This is a genomic window from Criblamydia sequanensis CRIB-18, from assembly GCF_000750955.1.
GTDB lineage: Bacteria > Chlamydiota > Chlamydiia > Chlamydiales > Criblamydiaceae > Criblamydia > Criblamydia sequanensis.
Map to the genome: position 1 here is coordinate 233,558 of NZ_CCEJ010000003.1, position 19,116 is coordinate 252,673.

General features: G+C 37.9%; 13 protein-coding genes and 1 tRNA gene. 11 read left to right on the forward strand and 3 right to left on the reverse strand.

Going from position 1 to position 19,116, the window contains the following annotated elements; all coding sequences use genetic code 11:
* Positions 1–3: 3 nt before the first annotated feature.
* From mgtE to CSEC_RS02830, 3 genes are all read right to left on the reverse strand, one after another.
* A complete protein-coding gene (mgtE, locus tag CSEC_RS02820) occupies positions 4–1,476 on the reverse strand; it encodes a magnesium transporter (protein WP_079977954.1) in 1,473 nt (490 codons plus the stop codon).
* Between the two features lie 214 nt (positions 1,477–1,690).
* Entirely contained in the window at positions 1,691–3,580 is a 1,890-nt protein-coding gene (gene lepB / locus CSEC_RS02825) for a signal peptidase I (protein WP_053331714.1), read from the reverse strand.
* A 94-nt stretch (positions 3,581–3,674) separates the two neighbouring features.
* A complete protein-coding gene (locus CSEC_RS02830; protein WP_053331715.1) occupies positions 3,675–4,424 on the reverse strand; it encodes a hypothetical protein in 750 nt (249 codons plus the stop codon).
* Between the two features lie 348 nt (positions 4,425–4,772).
* On the opposite strand from CSEC_RS02830, the gene CSEC_RS02835 reads away from it, so the two are divergent.
* From CSEC_RS02835 to CSEC_RS02885, 11 genes are all read left to right on the forward strand, one after another.
* The gene (locus tag CSEC_RS02835; protein ID WP_154017607.1) at positions 4,773–5,810 is read left to right on the forward strand and encodes an Lpg1974 family pore-forming outer membrane protein; all 1,038 of its coding nucleotides are present in this window, start codon (positions 4,773–4,775) and stop codon (positions 5,808–5,810) included.
* Between the two features lie 60 nt (positions 5,811–5,870).
* Positions 5,871–7,409 carry an Lpg1974 family pore-forming outer membrane protein gene (locus CSEC_RS02840; RefSeq protein ID WP_041016895.1) on the forward strand — a complete coding sequence of 513 codons (1,539 nt, stop codon included), beginning with the start codon at positions 5,871–5,873 and terminating at the stop codon, positions 7,407–7,409.
* A 103-nt stretch (positions 7,410–7,512) separates the two neighbouring features.
* Positions 7,513–8,415, forward strand: coding sequence for an Lpg1974 family pore-forming outer membrane protein (locus CSEC_RS02845; RefSeq protein WP_041016896.1), 903 nt, complete (start codon positions 7,513–7,515; stop codon positions 8,413–8,415).
* A 417-nt stretch (positions 8,416–8,832) separates the two neighbouring features.
* Entirely contained in the window at positions 8,833–9,969 is a 1,137-nt protein-coding gene (locus tag CSEC_RS02850) for an Lpg1974 family pore-forming outer membrane protein (RefSeq protein ID WP_041016897.1), read from the forward strand.
* A 299-nt stretch (positions 9,970–10,268) separates the two neighbouring features.
* Entirely contained in the window at positions 10,269–11,381 is a 1,113-nt protein-coding gene (locus tag CSEC_RS02855) for an Lpg1974 family pore-forming outer membrane protein (RefSeq protein WP_041016898.1), read from the forward strand.
* A 108-nt stretch (positions 11,382–11,489) separates the two neighbouring features.
* Positions 11,490–11,572: transfer RNA gene (locus CSEC_RS02860), tRNA-Leu, on the forward strand.
* Positions 11,573–11,980: 408 nt separating this feature from the next.
* Positions 11,981–12,553, forward strand: coding sequence for a hypothetical protein (locus tag CSEC_RS02865; RefSeq protein WP_041016899.1), 573 nt, complete (start codon positions 11,981–11,983; stop codon positions 12,551–12,553).
* Positions 12,554–13,192: 639 nt separating this feature from the next.
* On the forward strand, positions 13,193–14,362 hold the full coding sequence (locus CSEC_RS02870) for a hypothetical protein (RefSeq protein WP_041016900.1): 1,170 nt from the start codon (positions 13,193–13,195) through the stop codon (positions 14,360–14,362).
* A 452-nt stretch (positions 14,363–14,814) separates the two neighbouring features.
* A complete protein-coding gene (locus CSEC_RS02875; protein ID WP_041016901.1) occupies positions 14,815–15,969 on the forward strand; it encodes a hypothetical protein in 1,155 nt (384 codons plus the stop codon).
* Positions 15,970–16,122: 153 nt separating this feature from the next.
* Entirely contained in the window at positions 16,123–17,127 is a 1,005-nt protein-coding gene (locus CSEC_RS02880) for a hypothetical protein (protein ID WP_041016902.1), read from the forward strand.
* 95 nt (positions 17,128–17,222) lie between these two features.
* Positions 17,223–19,112 carry a heavy metal translocating P-type ATPase gene (locus CSEC_RS02885; RefSeq protein ID WP_237559200.1) on the forward strand — a complete coding sequence of 630 codons (1,890 nt, stop codon included), beginning with the start codon at positions 17,223–17,225 and terminating at the stop codon, positions 19,110–19,112.
* Positions 19,113–19,116 lie beyond the last annotated feature (4 nt).

The window sequence follows — 19,116 nt, forward strand, 5'->3', positions numbered from 1 at the left end:
CCCTTATGAAAGAAAGATGTAGAGCGTGCTTGCGACCAAGAAAAACATTTGCGAGGATAGAACGTCATTAAAAGCTGTCACAATAGGACCTGAAGCCACCGCGGGATCAATGTTATATTTATCAAAAATAAAGGGTGAGAAGGTGCCAAGAAGGGTTGCGCTCACACAAGCTGTGAATAACCCGCAGGCTACAGTAATCCCGATTCTAAAATCGTCTTGATTTGCAGGTTGAAAACCAATGTGGTAGAGCATGAAAACCACAAGGCCTGAAAGGACTCCGAAAGCTGTTCCCGTTAAGAGGCCTATACTGATTTCCCGTCCGATCGCTCCTCTTCGGCTCTTATAGGAAAGCTCTCCTAAAGCCATACTTCTAACGAGGGTGGTACTGCATTGCAGTCCCACATTACCGCTCATCCCGGCAATCAAGGGGACGAAAAAAGACATATATTGAAACCAGGGGGCTCTTTCAAAGTGAATCATGGCAGAGGAGGTGATAAGCCCTGCGCAAAGCGTAACAAGAAGCCAAGGCGCTCTCCAGATCATTCTTAGAAAAAGAGGGTCGTGTTCTGTGACATCCTCTCTTGTACCCCCGATATTCGCAATAGTCTTATCTGCGATATCCTCTAGAGCCTCAACGACATCTTCATAGGTGATGACCCCCACCATGCGCCCGTTTTCATCGACAACGGGAAGCGCTGAAATTTTGTAGCGTTCGACGATATCGACGACCTCATCCCTTGAAGCATCAACCCGGACCATATGGTGAAGCGGCCGCATGATTTGTCTAATCGGCATATAAGGTGGGCTGACAATTAGACTTCTTGCTGAGACATAACCGATGATTTCCTGATTATTGTTGAATACAAAAATTCTTCGAGTCAGCTCAATCCCGGGGTTATCGCGGATGGCGTTTGATACTTCACCAACTGTGGTATCTAAATGAAAAGAGAAAAACTCATTGGTCATCAGCCTTCCGGCGCTTTCCCGATCATGCTTTTGCAATTCTTGAATTTGCTTGGCTTTTTTGGGGTCAAAAAGTTCAAGAACCCTCTTCATGCGCCTGTCGGACATGTCATCTAGCATCCAAACAGCTTCATCAGGGGGCATCTTTTCAAGCAATTCTTTGATTTCGACATCAGAAATCTGACGGAAGATGGTGGTTCTTGTCGAATTTGAGGTGTTGATCATAAAGATGACTTTAGCATCAAGATCAGGCAAGTTGTCATATATAACAATTCTTCCTTGATGGGGAAGCCTTGTGGCAATATGGGCTAAATCCACGGGGTCATTAAAGCGTGCGATCTTCGCAACCTTATCAAGAATGACCTCTTTCGTATCATGGTGAAGAGCGCTTGCGATTTGTTCCTCAAGAGCATCGTCCATCCGAGTGGTAAAAAAATCTAAGCTCTCGGGAGCCGTGGTTTGTCTTTCAATCTCCAGATCCTTTTTATTTTTTGAATTTTTTAAGGGTTCCATTAGGGTTCCTCCAAAGGATATTGACGCCAGAGATTGGAGTGCTATTAATCAAAATTTTTCTTATAATAAGACTCTACAAAAAATTAATTTAACAGAGTGAAAAGAAAAAAAACAGAAAACAGAGATCTTATTCGTAAAAAGTATAAAGAAAAAAGGAATAACTCTTAAACAAATTATTCCTTTTCTCTAAAGAAAAAAGCTTGGGAGAAGCTCCTTATTTAAAATTGATTTTTATAAAATAAGGCTTGTTAAGCCGGCTTCTATGCCAAAGATAAAAAAGCAGTCCTATTAAAGCTGCAATCCCCCATATAATTAAGCGAGGTAAAGAAAAAAAGTAATAAGGTTTTTGCGGAGGAAAGCCCCATCTTTCGCCTGTCGGCCAAATTAAAACAGAAGGCACCCCCTGCAAATTATTTTCATGGACAAACCCAAAAAAGCGGCTGTCAGAGCTCATAGCATGGTTGTCTCCAAGAAGAAGGTATTTATTATCCGGGACGGTAACGCCAAAACGTCTTATAAATTCCACATCAAGCTGACCGTCTTCTTTAATTGGAGCCCCTGCATCTACAAAAGGAATATAGGGTCTTGCTGAAGACGAGGATTTACTTTTGGATTCTTCCTTGGCAATAAAGTCTTTGAGAATTTTATCGTCTTTTTTAACAATCGGCGCGCCCATTAAATAAAGATCGCCGTCCCTGAAATAAGCGTACCTATGAGGAAAAAGCCTGGGTCCCGCTCTTTTCGGGTCGAATTCGCGGTTAAAGTTAATCCCAAGGTTGAAGAGCTTTTGAATGTTTTGAGGGGATTCGTCGTAAAGCGGCGATTCTTTTCCAAGTTTTGAGGCGATAGCGCCCATTCCAATTTTATAAGCAATCCCATAGTAAAATTCATAGGTGCCGTCCGGCATGTTAGGAAATCTTGGGCTTGTCTCCCGAAAGGAGCTATCTTCTTCGCTATAGCGCTTTGCAAAGCCATCCTTGATGACAAACCTTGCGGTATACATATTTTCTAAAATGCGCTTAAGATGCTCTTGATTTAAAGGAATAAAGCTTTTTTCAGGGTTTAGCAGTACTCCGTATTCGGCATCTCTTCCTTGCAGGTTCAGCCTTGGAAAAGTCAGACTTGGGTGATGGTTTAACTCTAAATAGAGGGGAGCGTCTTGAAGTTTTGAGGTTTCTTCATTTTTTGGCAATTCGTCTTTTGAGACAAGCCTTGCCATCGCATAATTTCCTAATCCAAAAATATCGAAATAGCTTTCGATTCTATCATGCTTTTCTCTTTTAGGGGTATCCTGAACCCATTTTTGACCATCAAAAACCTCTCCTTTTATTCCTTTCCCCATATTGGATGTCAGTCTCGCCATCGGGATATTCATATGTAGAAAGTAGATCTCGCTCGTTTTATTGCTTGCGATTTTTCCTTCAAATTGGATGAAAGGAATGTGATCTAACTTTTGCATCCACGGACTGTCTAGAAGTTCCGTAATTTTATTCCCTTCTTTATCAACCCCATAAAGCTTGCCTCCATAAAAATAGATGGAGTCACCCGGTTTTCCAACGAGGCGTTTAGTGTATCTTTTTTTATAAGGGAAAATGCCAAAATACTTGGTATCAGTGTCTGGTAAATCAACTCCGTCGCCCGAAAAAATGACGATACCGGTCCTTTGAATAAGATCCGGGTTGAAATAAAAATGCTCGGTTTTCAAAGGGATATTAATGCCAAAAGCTGTTTTTGAGGCTGTGACATCATCTTTTTCTTTGAAAGTAGGACGCATGGAACCGGTTGGGATTTCGTAGATTTCAAACCAGGATTGCCGGATAAGGGTTGCAAGAGCTAGTGCAAATAGAAGTGCAAAAACAAGCTCCTTTGTAAAATCGAAAATGGACTTTTTCAAGTGTTCGCTTGAAAATTTTTCGACGTGCTTTGCAAGATCGCTTGCTTTTTGCCTATTTTTTTCAAGGCATGCCTTATCGAGCTCTTGGAGTAAATTTTCAAATTCTTCTAAAAGAGGTTTCGATAACTTTTTACCTTTCTGCTTATACAAGGAATAATTATTTCTTAGGATTCTATGAGATTTTCCAAGGCTATACGTTTTCGAAAACATGATCACTCTTTTATTTAAAAAAATAAGAACTGATCCAAAGTGTATGCAAGTGAAGCAAAAATTCAAACATAAAAGAACGCTTAAATATTTTTGCTTAATCCACCAAAGTTAGGGGAAGCTCTTTTACGGGCGGTAAATTAGAGCCGGAATCGATGATGCGAATTTTAGCTTTTCCAATGAGTCCGCTAATTTGCAGCCAATAAGGAAAATAGGAGGAAAAAGAAGTTCTTTCATCGGGTAAGTAAATTTCTATATTTTTGTCTGACAAGTAGCTATTGTCATTCGGCCATTTTGCTTTCCAAGCTTCAAAAAACACACCATTGATTCTTTTACCGTCTACAATCAAGGGTGGATTCCAAACGCTATTTGGATCCATGTATGGAGCGATAGCAACCTTTGCCCCGATTTTTTTTCTCTCGGATAAGGGGATTTTTTTAAAATTCAGATTAAACAAAGTCGAAAGAAAAAGATCGGTGGACTGCATCTCAAGCGGGCTTCCACGTGTATATGAATAGGCATTTTTTATTTTGCCGCTTGATGCATCGAGGGTATATGCAATCCAGCCTGTATGGCCGAGGGCGCCATTTATAAACCAATCTCGCCACCCAAAAAAGTTTTTGGATAATTTTTGAGAGGGAACTGTGATTTCCTCCATAACAAACTCATCATTTGCAACCTTAAGGATATGCAAAAGGGTATAGGTTTGCTCAAAGGCCACAACTACAAAGTCATTTTCTTTTGCTTGGGTAATATTTCTTCGAATTATCGGGACAAGCTCTGAGTCTGTCTCAGCTAAAGAAAGGTTCGCTAAAAAACAGAATAAAATAAAAAAACGCGTAATCAAGTCTTATCTCCTTGCTAATAGACTTCTTTAGTCTCTCTTAGAAATCTCGTTTGATTGAAACAAATCAATTTCTAAAGAAGCTCATTTTACTAAAAAAGCTAATTAAAACGTTAATAGACTTCTTTCGAAACTCGCTTTGATTGGAAGAATAAGCTGGTTTTGGCAAAAAAAATGCAAATTTAAACTTGAGGATTAATGTAATAATTTTTTTAAAAAAATAAAATCTTTCCTTCTTAGCTCGCTTTAGAATTATTTTAAAAAAAGCATAAAAAGCATTTTCTCTAACTCTCCTTTTGTGTTATGAGATGTTATTCTTTTTTTTTTAATGAGCAAGGGAGAAAGCGAAAAATGAGAAAGCTCAAACTGGGACAGGCCCTAACTTTAATAATGCTTTGCTTGATGCCAAAAGCAGCATGTGCTCAATGTGATTGGGATTGCGAAGAGGAGTGTTCCTCATTTCCAAAATTAGATGGCGGTGTAGAATTTATTTATTGGAAACCCTGCATGGATGATCTTGACTATGCGGTCACATCCTCTGAAATAACCAACCCTTTTTTTCCAAACGGCAAAGGAAGGTATCATTATTTGCATCCAAGAGCAGAACCTGGAATTAGAGGCCGCCTTGGCAAGAATAATTTTTTATGGGGTTTCAATTTTTTCTTTGAAGGAACCTATGTTGCTTCCTCAGCTTGTGATTCAAAAATAGAATCTCCACCCGGAATCGCATGGACAACACTTCTTCATCCGGCCCATTCTTTTGCCGGCACACATGTTTCAGCCTCTTGGAACATGCATTATCAGACCTATGATTTTTTACTCTCTAATGAAATCAACAGCTGCTGCTTTGGAAGGCTTGTGCCTTTTTTTGGGGCTAGAATTTTATCTTTTGATGAAAGCTTATACTCGCAAGCAACAGACCTTGTGATAACCCCTTTAATTGGCTATTCAAAATATCATGCAGACTTTTTTGGAGCCGGCATGATCGGAGGGGCCGAATACCATTTTGGGTTAACTGAAAATCTTGGCTTGTTTGCTAAGGCATCTGCAAGTTTAATTGCCGGGGAAACTAAGTCCCACTACAGAAGCGAGCTTGAAGTTGTGGATGTAGCGTTAAATGATGTGGTAGCAGATGGCGAGCTAAGGTTTAAGGCTAATGAAAGTCTTTTAATGCCGGGCTATCATTTGGCCATAGGAGCTAGGTTCGAAGAAGAATTTTGCGATATCAAAATGTCTTTACGAATCGGTTATGAGTTTATTGAATGGCGTAACGCCCCAAATCAGTGGCGCTTTTTAGATGACGGAGAAAATTCAGCGATAGCTGTTTCTTCCAATAGCGGAACCTTTGGCTTGCATGGCGTATTTGCCGGCTTTGATGTTCGATTTTAGTGATTTCACGTTTGCCCACGAATTATTATTTACTATGCTTTTGTTAGGAGAAATCTCAATATGAAAAAATGGAATTTTCAGAAGCCTCTATCAGCCTTTCTTATTCTTGGAGGCTCCCTTGCTGTCCCGTTTTATTTAAATGCTTTTTATGCTGAAGAATGCCCGGTCTATGGATATGAAGTTTGCCCGCCTCAAGGTTTCGATTATGAGGATCCAAGAAGACCTGAGGATGATTACCCAGCTAATTGTCCTACATACCCTTATCATATTAGAAGCGCCCCGAATGAATACCCATGCAACCCAAATCCAAAGAATTTGGAAGGGTGCCCGGAAGTTTATGGCGCTCCTACTAATGATTACAATGACCCGAATTGCGAATGTTTCTACCCTCCAAGAAATGATCTACCGGCTTATGGTTACCCTTATTATCCGATGGCAAACGAAAATGATCCCAGGGTTGAAAATAGCGCTTCCCAATACTTGGGTTATCCTGATCTAGAAAGGGAATACCCGGTCGATAATTTGAATTTTCCGGTGTTTAATGAATACCCTTATGAAGAAGAAAACCGGTATCATTACCCAATGGAAGATGCCATTTGCGAAAACAAAGTTGAAGAAGCTCAACTTTGTTTGACGCCTTGCGCTCCTTGCAATCCTTATTGCCTTGAAATTGGGGCCGATTTTATTTATTGGAAGCCGCTTGTGGATGATTTGGATTACGCTTTTAAATCAAATGGTCCTCTTACCGATCTTATCAATGAAGAAGCCACAGGAGAGGGAAAATTTAAGTACCTTCATTTTGATTGGGAACCGGGTTATAGAATATTTGTCAAAGCGCCAAGTCTTTTATGGAAGTGTTGGAGTCTTTCTTCTTCATTTACCTATTTAAGACCCGTGGCTAGAAATTCTACCGATATTCTTGACGATGACGAAGCCTTAGATATGCTTTTGCCGACTGCTTTACATGGCGGCTATAATACTATCGTGGATTTGGATACTGCAAGCGGCAAATGGGATCTAAAGTATAAGGATTTTGATTTCTTATTTTCATTTGATTTCACAAGCGAGGACTGCCATGTCTTTACTCCTTTTATTGGCGTTGAGATTCTAAGGCTCGATCATGATGTGCATTTTAACTATAACTCAACCACATCGCTTGGGTACGGAAGTGTTAGATGGGATGGCGACTTTTTTGGGGCAGGTTTAAAAGCCGGAGCTTCCTACCATTTTGATTTAGCAAAAAGCTTTTATCTTAACGCGAAAGCATCGGCATCCATTTTAAATGGCAACGCTGATTATAGCTATAGGCAAAGAAGACGAGTTACCGGCATTGATCCTGAAGAAACCAACTTTAGACTCGATAGCGACGAATCTATTTTTGTACCCGGCTTCCAGCTTTCAATTGGACTTGGCTATAATGGATGTCTTGTTAGATTTCCTATGAAGGTTGAAATTGGCTACGAATTTGTTGAATGGAGCAATACGCCGAATCCTAAAAAGTTTTGGGATAGTTTTGTATTGCTTGGAGTGGGCGGACCATCAAGCCTGACCACCTTAGGATTTCACGGGTTTAAAGCCGGATTATCACTTAGTTTTTAAAAAAAGGTAAGTTTTAAAAACAATAATGCAGCACATGGTTTTCGAAAAAGCTAGTTAAACTTTGTGCTTTTGCTAATTTAAAATTTTTAGGAGACTTATTACTATGAAAATTTGGAAGCAAACGATTGCCTTTCAAGCGCTTTGCTTGGGGCTATTTTGTTTTTCAGAAAACTCAGCTCAAGCTTACGATAGCTATAACCCTTGTTGCAACCCTTGCAGTGGGGAAATGCCCGAAGTTTACATAGGCGCCGAGCTCATCTATTGGAAGCCGTGTGTCAATAATCTCGATTGGGCTCTTTTTTCAGAAGATGATCTCATTGCATCGGAAGAGCCTCAAGGAAGAGGACGATTTTTGTATATACGTCCGGATTGGCAAGCAGGCTTAAGGCTTCGCATCGGGAAAGATGAAATCTACAAAGGGTTTGGGCTTTCGGGAAGCTATACTTATTTAAAAGCCGACAAATTTGAGCAAAAAGAAGCTATCCAATCTCAGACTTTAATTCCCACTTTAGTTCATGGCGGTTTGATTCCGGTCGATAATTTTCCAACAGAATTAGCTGATGCTAAATGGAATTTACGCTATCAAACGTTTGATGTTTTGCTATCCCATCCTTTCGACTGTTATGGATGCCATTTGCTAACCCCTTATTTTGGGGTAGAAGGAATGATCTTGCATCAAACACTATCAAGCCATTTTTTAACCGGCATTGAGGAAATGAGGTCTCGATTTGAATCTGATTTTTTTGGGGTTGGAATGAAAGTCGGAGGATTTTATGCCTATAAACTCAATCGCTGCATTAGTTTTTTTGGAGATGTGTCGGCAAGCATTCTTCACGGAGAAGCTGAAATGAAAGACCGATCGGTTGTGAATGTGGATAGCGGCGCTGATCGTGATTTAATTCTTCGCTATGAAGATTGTTTGTTTCTGCCGGGCTATCGAATAGCGGTCGGTTTTTCCTACCAATTTGAAATTTGCAGTTGGGCTATGGATTGCCATCTGGGCTAAGAATTTTTGCGATGGCATAATATTCCGAACTCAAGAAGGTACATCCAAGATGGCGGCGCTTTGCCATTAAGCACATCTCCTAGTACCTCTACACTAGGTTTTCAAGGCATTTTTGTTGGCGCCGAAATTCATTTTTAGGAAAGAAGCTGTTGAAAATCAGTAAGAAAGAGCAGGTATTGCGAATTTGCCATTTTGCCATGAAATAAAGAATAAAAAAAAATAAAGGGGTTTTCTCTAGGAGAGAAAATGACGTTTATCCCTGTAAATCAGTGCCTTTACGAGCTAAGAGCTATTTAGCTAAGAATTAAATTTAGAAAAAAAACAAAAAATCGATAAATTTTATTTTGCAAAAGATTTGCAATCATGTTATTGAATACGCATAGATTTAACTCCAAATCATGACAAGGAGATTGGAACATGAAGAAATGGAATAAAAAGTTGGCCCTGGCAATGTTGTCATTGGGCTTTGCTTCATTTACGCCAAATGTAGCAAAAGCAGACTACTTCCCCAATAACAATTTTGATGTATATCCTAGCGGCCCTTGCAGCCCCTGCCCACCCTGCGATCCTTGCAAAGACACATCATTTTCAGTAGGTGTAGATTTCCTATACTGGAAGCCATGTGTTGATGATCTTGATTACGCAGCAGCTTTTAGAACAGAAACTGGAACAGCTCCTACATCAACAAGCTTCGATTTACACTATAAAAGCGTTTGCCCAGATTGGGAACCAGGCGTTCGTGTAAGACTTGGCATCCCAGGATGCTGGAGAGGCTTTGACGTTTCTGCTTCTTATACTTACCTCAAATCATCAGATTCTAACTCAACTGAACCAGGTATTGCAGAAAGCATACTTGCTACAGCAGCTCATCCAGGAATCTCAGGTTTAGTTCCAAACGGTGGATTTTTCACAAACGCAAGAGCGAAATGGGAATTGAAATACAATGCATTTGATGTATTGTTCCATTCACCTTTCCGTTGCAACCCTTGCCACCTCATCAATCCATTTTTTGGTATTGAAGGTATCTGGTTAAACCAAAACTTTGACGCACGTTATGAAGTTTTATCTGTAACGGACATCGTAAATGCTGATTGGGAATCTGATTATTTCGGTATCGGATTAAAAGCCGGGGTAGACTATACTTACACAATTTGCGATGGTTTGAGCTTGTTTGCTAGAGGATCAGCTTCTCTTTTAACAGGTGATTCTGATTCAAAAGGCTTCCATGCTTATAATAACTTGAATACAGCAGGTACCTTAATTGGATTTACGGATTTAGAATACCACGATGATGATTGCTGTCACATAGTGCCAGGATACCACATCCAAGCCGGCTTCAACTACGAAGGCAATAGCTGTGGATGCGAGTATAACTTCAGAATCGGTTATGAATTCCTCGAGTGGCATAATGTAAGCAACTACCGTCGCTTCTTTTCAACAGAAGATCTTGTTAATGCAAGTGAAGACAATGCTAACGCGGCTTACTCAACACAAACAAACACATCTAATCTTGGATTCCATGGTTTGTTTGCTGGATTTGATTTCGAATTTTAATCCAATCTGATTGTTATTAGCCTACCTAACAAGACCACTCTCAGAATGTTGAGAAGTGGTCTTGTTTCTTTTATGACTCTGCTTAAAGAGCATTACTATTTTTAGCTTATTATTTTGTCTTCAAAGTAATGTTTAGTTGGTATTTTCTCTTCATCATCAATTTTTTCCTTTTATTGAATCTGGCTTTAGGGTAACTTTTGAGCCATACTTATAGCGGGAATGAAAAATAGCCTTGTCTTTGTACTTCATATATAGCTGTAACTAAAATAAACACAATACTTTCAATCGAAGAGTTTATCATGATAAAAAAGAATTTTAAAAAAATATTAACAACCCTTTGTCTTGGCTTATGCTTAACTCAGAGCTATGCCTATTCCGACCAATTGGATAGCTTTGATTGTTCAGATTGCATTCCTCTTTGCCCAACTGCAAGTTTGGGAGTCGATTTTTTATACTGGAAACCTTGTGTTGATGACATGGATTATGCCGCTATCCTAACCCAAACATCAGCGGAGACATCTACCAATTTTGGATTACAATATAAAGCTATTTGTCCCGATTGGAGCGCTGGCGTTAGAGCTTTCGTTGATTTTCCGGCTCTCTGCAAAGGTTTTGATCTAAGAGCGTCTTACACCTATGTAAAATTCAAAGATTCTCATAGCACACTAGCCGGAATTAACGAACAAGTCGTTCCAACAAACGTAAATGGTTTTCTTTTTAATCTATTTGGAACAGGTTCTTTTGACTCTGCCCATGAAAAAGTGGAAGGTCGCTATCAAGCCTTTGATGTGCTTTTAAGGTACCCTCTTATTTTGACCGCAAGACAAAAGTTTGCACCATTTTTTGGGGTTACGGGTCTTAGCTTGAAGCAAGAAGAGAAAACTCGTTTTATTAATGAAGAAACAATTTCGCCTTTTACTACTGTTGTTAGAGATGAGTGGGAATCGGATTACTTTGGAGTTGGTTTAAAATTAGGAACGGAGTGGGGATACAATCTTTGCGATGGCTTATCTCTTTTTGCTTCTGCTGCAGGTTCTATAGTCACAGGGGATTCCGATAACAAGTCAGAGCAAACCATCCATTTCGAATTAGCCGAATCTAATGTCTTAGATGATATTTTCACCTATCATGATGATAGCTGCTGTCAAATTGTCCCCGGCTATCATATACAAGCCGGATTTGGATATGAAACCTATGCTTGCGGCTGCGATTTTTCTGCAAGAATCGGCTATGAATTTGTGAACTGGTTTAACCTTTCAAATCCGAGACGATTTAATGTGGAAAGAATTGGTATCGCAGGGTTTGTACCTAGACAGGTAGCTTTTCTACCATCAAGCGCTATCTCTACGCAGACCAACATCAGAAATTTTGGAATGCACGGGGTATTTGCAGGTTTAGATATCAAATTTTAAACCTACTAAAATAAACAAGTTAGGAAAGACCAAGGAAAATTCTTCGGTCTTTCCTGATAGATATTGACTAAAAAATAGTTAAAACGATAAGTTACTTATCTTTAATACGCTCGGGTGGTGGAATGGTAGACACTAGGGACTTAAAATCCCTTGGGCTTCGGCCCGTGCGGGTTCGAGTCCCGCCCCGAGTACTTTTTTCCTAACCTCTCCGTCATTCATTTCTTCCCATACCACCAGATAAAGCAGTCTATTTAAAAAAATTAGCTAGTACCTGTAATTAAAAAAAAATATAAAGTCTTAATTTTTATAATTTATAATAATCTTTTTTAATGTTTATAAGTCCGATTATTAGTTTATTAAACAGAAAAGTTTATATAATAATTTTTAAAAATATAAGGTTTTTATGAATTCAATTAGTAATTTTATTGGTCAAAGCTTTGGGCTTTGCCCCCTTCCAAGTAAAGCGCCCCCTGGAGAGATAGAAATTATCCTTTAAATCAAAAAATCGCAGAATTTTTATATTATAATTCGGGTTTAAATATTGAAGCTTTTTGGGAAGAAACTCTTAGGAATGACAAAGTATTTTATCAATTGGTCTGTTGGGGGAATGGGATTTAGCGAGGGAGTTTTACGACGAAAATCGTCATATTGATTTTAGATATGCAGAAGATTTAAATGGCAGCGGCAGCTTAAGCATAGTAATGGCCGGCATGAAAAAGCAAATGGATGGGCATAGTCAGAAAGGGGACCCCTATAAGCTCCTGGAGTTAATTTTAGAAAGAGATGACCATACAGATCTCTTCCTGAAAATGGCATGGCCTGATAAACGAGCGTTAAATTTTCTTGTTCATACAAACCAATTAAAATTTGTTCACAGATTTATTGAAAAGCTGATACGCCGAGGAGAATGGAGCGATATTGACCAAACTAAAAAAATCTTTATTTCCATAAACAATTTAGTAGAAAATAATACAGATGAGCGCGCCGCTTGGTACAGCCTAAATTACGATGTGTATGAAGAAGGTCTTGAAATGTGGGGCGTTTATCTAACGCTAATAAAGGAAACATACCTTGAAGTCTTTTCTGAAATCGAATTTAATAATCCATCGGTTGAGGCTTCAGCAAAAAGTATTAATTACCTTGTAGCAAGACGCGCACGCACTACCTTCTGAAATTTATGAAAAAATCGCCTTGTGAGCCTAGATAAATGAAGAGGAAGCTTATCTTTCTTCTGAACAAGGAAATTCGCCTTATGAAAGCGCACTTTTAAAGAATCTAATCGACGCTCAAGAAAGCTTAGTAAAAATATTACCCTTTAAATATATTTTAGCACCCAAAGTCTCAAAAGAAACATTAATTAAACTGACTACTCTTAGCTTTTTAGCTTTTCAGGAAAATCTTAAAGTAGTGCTCGATGACAAGCAAAAGAAACAATACTTTCGCTTAATTAACAGAGCTATTTTGAAAAACGGTTCCATTTTCAATTCCGAAGTCAAAGAAAGAATAGTTAGCTAAATAGGTGGTTTGGATCATTTTTCCAAGGTTAATATTGAAAAAGCTCTAAAGAGAGCCTTTAATTAATCAATTTAAATGACTAAAAAAGAAGTAAAGTAACACCACTTTACTTCTTTCTTTATAAAATTCTAAATTAATTGCAAATCATAGATCGAGTCATTCCTTTGAGAACAACGTTTGGAACTCCTCAACTTTTAGAAAAGGGGTTAATGGTTCAAAAACTTGTAGTAATAGGACTAATATTTATAAAATCTTAATTTTTTTCTAATAATATATTATTTTAAAAAAGAGGTTTTATGAATTCAATTTGTAATTTTATTGGTCAAAGCTTTGGGCTTTGCCCTCTACCAAGTCTAGTTCAAATTTCTTCCGTTCCAAGAGACAGAGAAGATCCTCTAAACCGAGAGATTGCTGAATTTTTAGATTATCACACTCCTTTGGATGTTGATAGATTTTGGGACAACACACTTGGTAATGAAAAAATTTTTTATCAATTAATTCGTCTTGTGGAATGGAATTTAGCCGAGAAATTTTACAAAGCAAACCCTTATGTTAATTTAAGATACACCGAAGATTCACCTTGCTCTAGCTGTTTAAGCAAATTGATGGATGGCTTGATAGGCATAATGAGAGATAATCCTTGGTATAGTGAGAAAGGCGATCTACATAAGCTCATAAACCTCATTTTCGAAACTGATCCCACATTAGACCTGTATCTCGAAATGTCGTTTCCACATAAGAGAGTTTTAGAGTTTCTTTTCTATAATAATCACATAGAATTGATTAACAAACTTATTGAAAATCTAATGAGAGAGGGGAGTGATGATGAAAGGATTCTCGCCAAAAAAATCTTTATTTCCATAAGGGATCTTATAGAAAAAAACAAGGAACTTGATGGTCGCCCTCCAGATGAACAAGCAGTCATAATGGAGGAAAAAGGCTTATGTGTTTGGGTATTTCCTGAAAAGAGCGCTAGGGAAAATGGTCTAAAATTGTGGAATACCTTTTTAAGCCTAATCAAAGAAGCCTATCCGGAAGTCTTTTCTGAAATTGAATTTAGCAACCCTACTCTTGATCTATCAGCAGAAGCCATAAACACCCTCGTAAGTAGACTGTGGCTTCCCATCGAAATCTACGAAAAAATAGCTTGCAAAACTATTTCAGAGGAGTTTCCCTTAGGATTGAGAAAACTTTTAAGTCCTAAATTTAATCTAGAACCTAAAGTCTCCAAAGAAACATTAATTAAACTGACTACTCTCAGTTTTCTAGCCTTTCAAGAAAATTCAAAAGTAATGCTAGATAATCAACAAAAGAAACAATGCTTTCACTTGATTGAAGGGGCTATTTTGAAAAATGGTTCCATTTTCAATGCAGATCTCAAAGAAAGAATAGTTAGAGAAATAGGTGGTTTGGATCAATTTTCCAAGTCAAATATTAAAAAAGCTCTTGAAAGAGCTTTTAATTAAAATCAATTTATATGAATAAATTTATTTTTGTTTAAGGACGCCTCAATTAGATAAGGATCAAAAGAATTATGCTACAAATTAATCAAGGATGCTTTCTTTAAGACAGCCTCCCATTCGATGCAGAGATTAAACAAAAAAATAGTATTCGAGGCTGATCAATTGAACTATTTTCTGAAGCTAAAATTCGTAAAGCTATTAAAAAGCTATCAAATAAATTAACTAAAAAGGAAGTAAAAGCACTTTACTTCCTTTTTTTGAAAAAATTTTGTAAACTGCAAAATTCAAATAATGAGTACCCTTTTCTCTTTTCAGAAGAGGGTGTGAAAGAAAAAAACTCCCATTAATATTATTACTAATGAACTTTTAGGCTTGTGTAATAAGTTCTAATATTTATAAAATCTTAATATTTTTATACAAAATAGTTTTTTAATAAAGAATTTGGGAGTTTATCTATGAATCCGACAAGTAATTTTATTGCGCGAAGTCTAGGGCTTTGTCCTTTACCAACTACAAACTCAAAACCTACTTGTGGAGGTCAGACCCGCACTATTCAGGATCCATTACATCGAGAGATCGCCAACTTTCTAGACAATAAGACACGTTTTGATAGTGATGGTTTTTGGGAGAATACCTTAAGCAATGATCGAATTTTTTATCAATTAGTTCGCCTGGTTGAATGGGATTTGGCCGAGAGGTTTTACAAAGCAAATCCGGATATAAAACTCAGTCATGCAGAAAATTCACCTTGCTCAAGCAGTTTAGCCTTATTGATGGAAGGCATAAAAGGTAACCTCAAAGGTAATCTTGGGTATAGCGAAAAAGGAGATGTTTATAAACTTTTACTTTTAATTCTAGAAAATGATGCTTCTATAAACCTCTTTCAAGAAATGTCGCTTCCACATAAACGAGTTTTAGATTTTCTTGTCCACACTAATCAAGTAAAATTGGTGCATAAGTTTATGGAAAATCTATTAAGTTGTCCTGATGACAGAGTGAGAGACCAAGCGAAAAGAATCTTTAAGGCTATAGCAGATATATTAGAAAAAGAAAAAAATCCACCTCCTGTGAAAGAAGAAGATTGGATTTCAGTAGCTCATTCAGCTTTAACAGATTTTTACGAAAAAGACCTTTCATGTTGGAATGTTTATTTAAGCTTAATTAAAGAAACCTATCCGGAAGTCTTTTCTGAAATTGAATTTAGCAATCCCACCCTTGATCTTACAGCAGAAGCCATTAGTACCCTCGTAAATAGATTAAGGCTTCCCGCCGAAATCTACGAAAAAATAGCTCGTGAAATTATTTTAGACGATCGCACTGAAGATTTAAGGAAACATTTAATTCCTAGATTTCAGCTAGAGCCTAAAGTCTCGGAGGAAACATTAATTAAACTGACTACTCTTAGTTTTCTAGCATTCGAGGAAAATTCAAAAGTAAAACTTCATATAGAGCAAAAGAAACAGTTCTTTCGCTTTATTAGTAAGGCTATTTTAAAAAACGGTTCAATTTTTAATGCTGAAATTAAAGAAAGAATAGTTAAAGAGATAGGGGAAATGAATCATTTTTCCAACTCTAACATTAAAAAGGCTCTAAAAAGAGCTTTTAATTAATACAAATGCGCTTATTAATGATTCTATGAGGTTCTCGTCAGAAAGATACTTAGTAGATGAAGTTAGTTTTATGAAGATAATGTTTTTTTATTAAATAACTATTTTTTGAAATATTTGTAATTTATTGTAAAATTAAATTATTAGGTTATTAAAATGTCTTCAGAAAGCGCAACTTTTCCTCTCTATAATCCTGGGTCGATCCAGAAACTTCCTCAATCTCACGAAGTGGAATTTCCAAAAGGCTTCATCTACCAGGATAATCGAACCACCCTTCAAAAAATAATAGATGTCATTTTAGCGACTTTTCGAAACCTCTTAGCCGTTTGGAAAACCTTTCCTAGTAGAATCGCCACCGCATTTAATTTTATGCCCTACTCTGAATATTGCCAGGCGAGGGACCCGGCTACTTGGAATAAATGGAAGGGAAATAGTGAGGGCTTACACCTACTCACACACGGATTTTTAGGCCACCCTTCCATATGGAATTCCTATATTGATGCTCTGCAAAAAAAAGAGCCAAACTCTGATGTAAGGGTTCCTTTTGTTCCTGAAAAGGGAAATTGTTCTTTAGAAGAGGCTACGATGCCGATCAGGGAAATGGTTCGATCTTATCTCGATGAACAAATCTCAAAAAAAGAAAACACTGTAATCCATATTTCTCTTTATGGAGTATCAAATGGGGCAAGAATTACTCTTAACCTATTAGACGGGCTTATCAATGATGAATTAAATACCCGATTAAAAGAAAAAAATCTTCGTTTAGCTGTTAAAGTGGATGCGATTGCAGGGGTTTTACTCGGAACGACAAACTGGAAGTTAAGACTTGCCAATTGTTCTAACTTTACCAACTGGTTTGCAAGAAACGTATTGAGAGTCTCAAAAAATATCCTTGAAGACTTTAACTACAAGAGCGAAGCTTGCAAAAAACTGATCGAGAACGTCCAAAAAATTAATAAGACTTCAAATATCGCTCTTAGCTATCACTTTCATGCTTCCACAGAAGACCCGCAAGTTTCCCCATGCTCTTCTTCATTACCTATTTTGAATAAGGGGGAAACTTTTAATGTAGTCCACGGGGAAGGCCATTCTAGCATTGTGGGGAGGGTCAAAGACTCTATTCTTACCACCTTTGATGACTGGAAGCGTCTTCAGGCGTAAGATCTAGTTATTCTAACTAAAATAATGCTTATTGTCATCGCAATTAAAATCTTGTAACGTTATTAAAAAGGTTTTAAGAGAAAGCGTTTTTTTTAATGAGCATTTTTAGAGATATAAAATTTTTATGGCTGCTTGGCTCCTTAATCCTTGTGGCGTTCTTGGAATTGTTATCTTTTTCAGGTTTTCAACTTGAAAGGTCTCTAGCCTTCCCTTTTTTTCTTTTTATTATTCTTTTTATAGGCCATCAAACCCTTAAAGACGGCTTAAAAGCTCTTGTTAACTTAAATTTTAAAAGCATAAACCTTTTAATGGTGATTGCCGTTTTTGGGGCTTTTTATCTTCAAAAATATGAAGAGGCGGCGATTGTCATCGTTCTTTATAATCTCGCTGAAAAGCTAGAAGACTTTGGGATCGAAAAAAGCAAGTCCGCACTTCTTAGCCTTGCTGAAAAAATGCCGAAAACAGCCCTTATTAGAGGACAGGATTCTTTAGTTCCGGTCGATCAAGTAAAAATAGGGGAGATAGTCGTTGTAAAACCTGGTGAAATGATCCCTTTGGATGGAGAGGTGGCACTCGGCTTTTCGGCGGTTGATGAATCCTCAATTACAGGGGAGCCATTGCCAAAAGATAAGATGGCAGGGGATAAAGTTTTTGCCGGCACCTTAAATAAACAAGGGTATCTCGAAGTAAAAGTTTCAAAACTGTCTAAAAATTCCACCCTTTCAAGAATCCAGGAAATTACCTCGCAGGCGACAAAAGAAAAGGCTAATACCCAAAAATTTATTGAAGTCTTCTCCTCCTACTATACCCCTTTTGTGATGCTCCTAGCTCTTATCTGGGCGGTTGTGCCTCCTCTTTTTTTTAACGCCTCTTTCCATCAAAATTTTCTAGATGCTCTAACCTTGCTTGTGATTGCTTGTCCTTGCGCTCTTGTTATCTCAACGCCTGTGTCTATTTATTCCGCCATCGGCAACGCTGCCAATAAAGGCATTCTTGTAAAAGGAGGGAGGGCTCTTGAGGCTATTGGCGCTATTAATGCGATAGCTTTAGATAAGACAAGGACGTTAACTTTTGGGACGCCTATTGTTACAGATGTCATTGCTTTTGGAAACCATAGTAAAGAGCACATTTTAGCTTGTGCTGCAGGAATTGAAGCTCAGTCAGAGCACCCTTTAGCTAAAAGCATTGTCAAAGCAGCAAAACAAGATCAAATGGAACCGCATGCTGTAGAAAATTTTGAAATCAGGGTGGGCAAGGGCGCTAAAGCGGACTGTCTTGTATGCCAGGATAAACACCATTGCCTCGGAAAGCTGGAATTTATTTTAGAAGAGCACAAGGTAAGCGATGAAGTTTTAAAAAAAATTGATGAACTGCAAGAGCAAGGAAAGACTGTCATTATCATCTGCACTCATAAAGAGGTCGAAGGGCTAATTGGGCTTCTTGATGAAATAAGAGAAGAAAGCGGTAAAGTCATTCAAAAGCTAAAATCGTTACAAGTCTACCCTATCATGCTTACAGGGGATAACTACGCCGCCGCCAATGCTGTAGCCAAAGAAATAGGCATTGAAGAGGTTAAAGCCAATCAGCTACCGGAAGATAAGGCAAGGGCTATAAAAGAGCTTTTATCCAAATACCAAAAAGTGGCCATGATCGGGGATGGCATTAACGATGCTCCGGCTCTTGCTCTTTCAAATGTGGGCATTACCATGAGTGATCTAGGAAGCGATACAGCAATTGAGGCAGCTTCCATTGTCATGCTTCATGATCACTTAAATCGACTCCCTTTTCTTATAAAACTTGGAAGAAAAACCATTCAAACCATTAAGGTAAACACTTTTCTTGCTATAGGAATAAAAATTATTTTTATAGCCTTGGCGCTTCTTGGCGCTAGTAATTTAGCTCTTGCGATCTTTGCAGATGTCGGGGTCACTCTTCTTGTAATTTTAAATAGCTTGCGTCTTTCTAGTTATTCTCCGGAATATTAGCCCG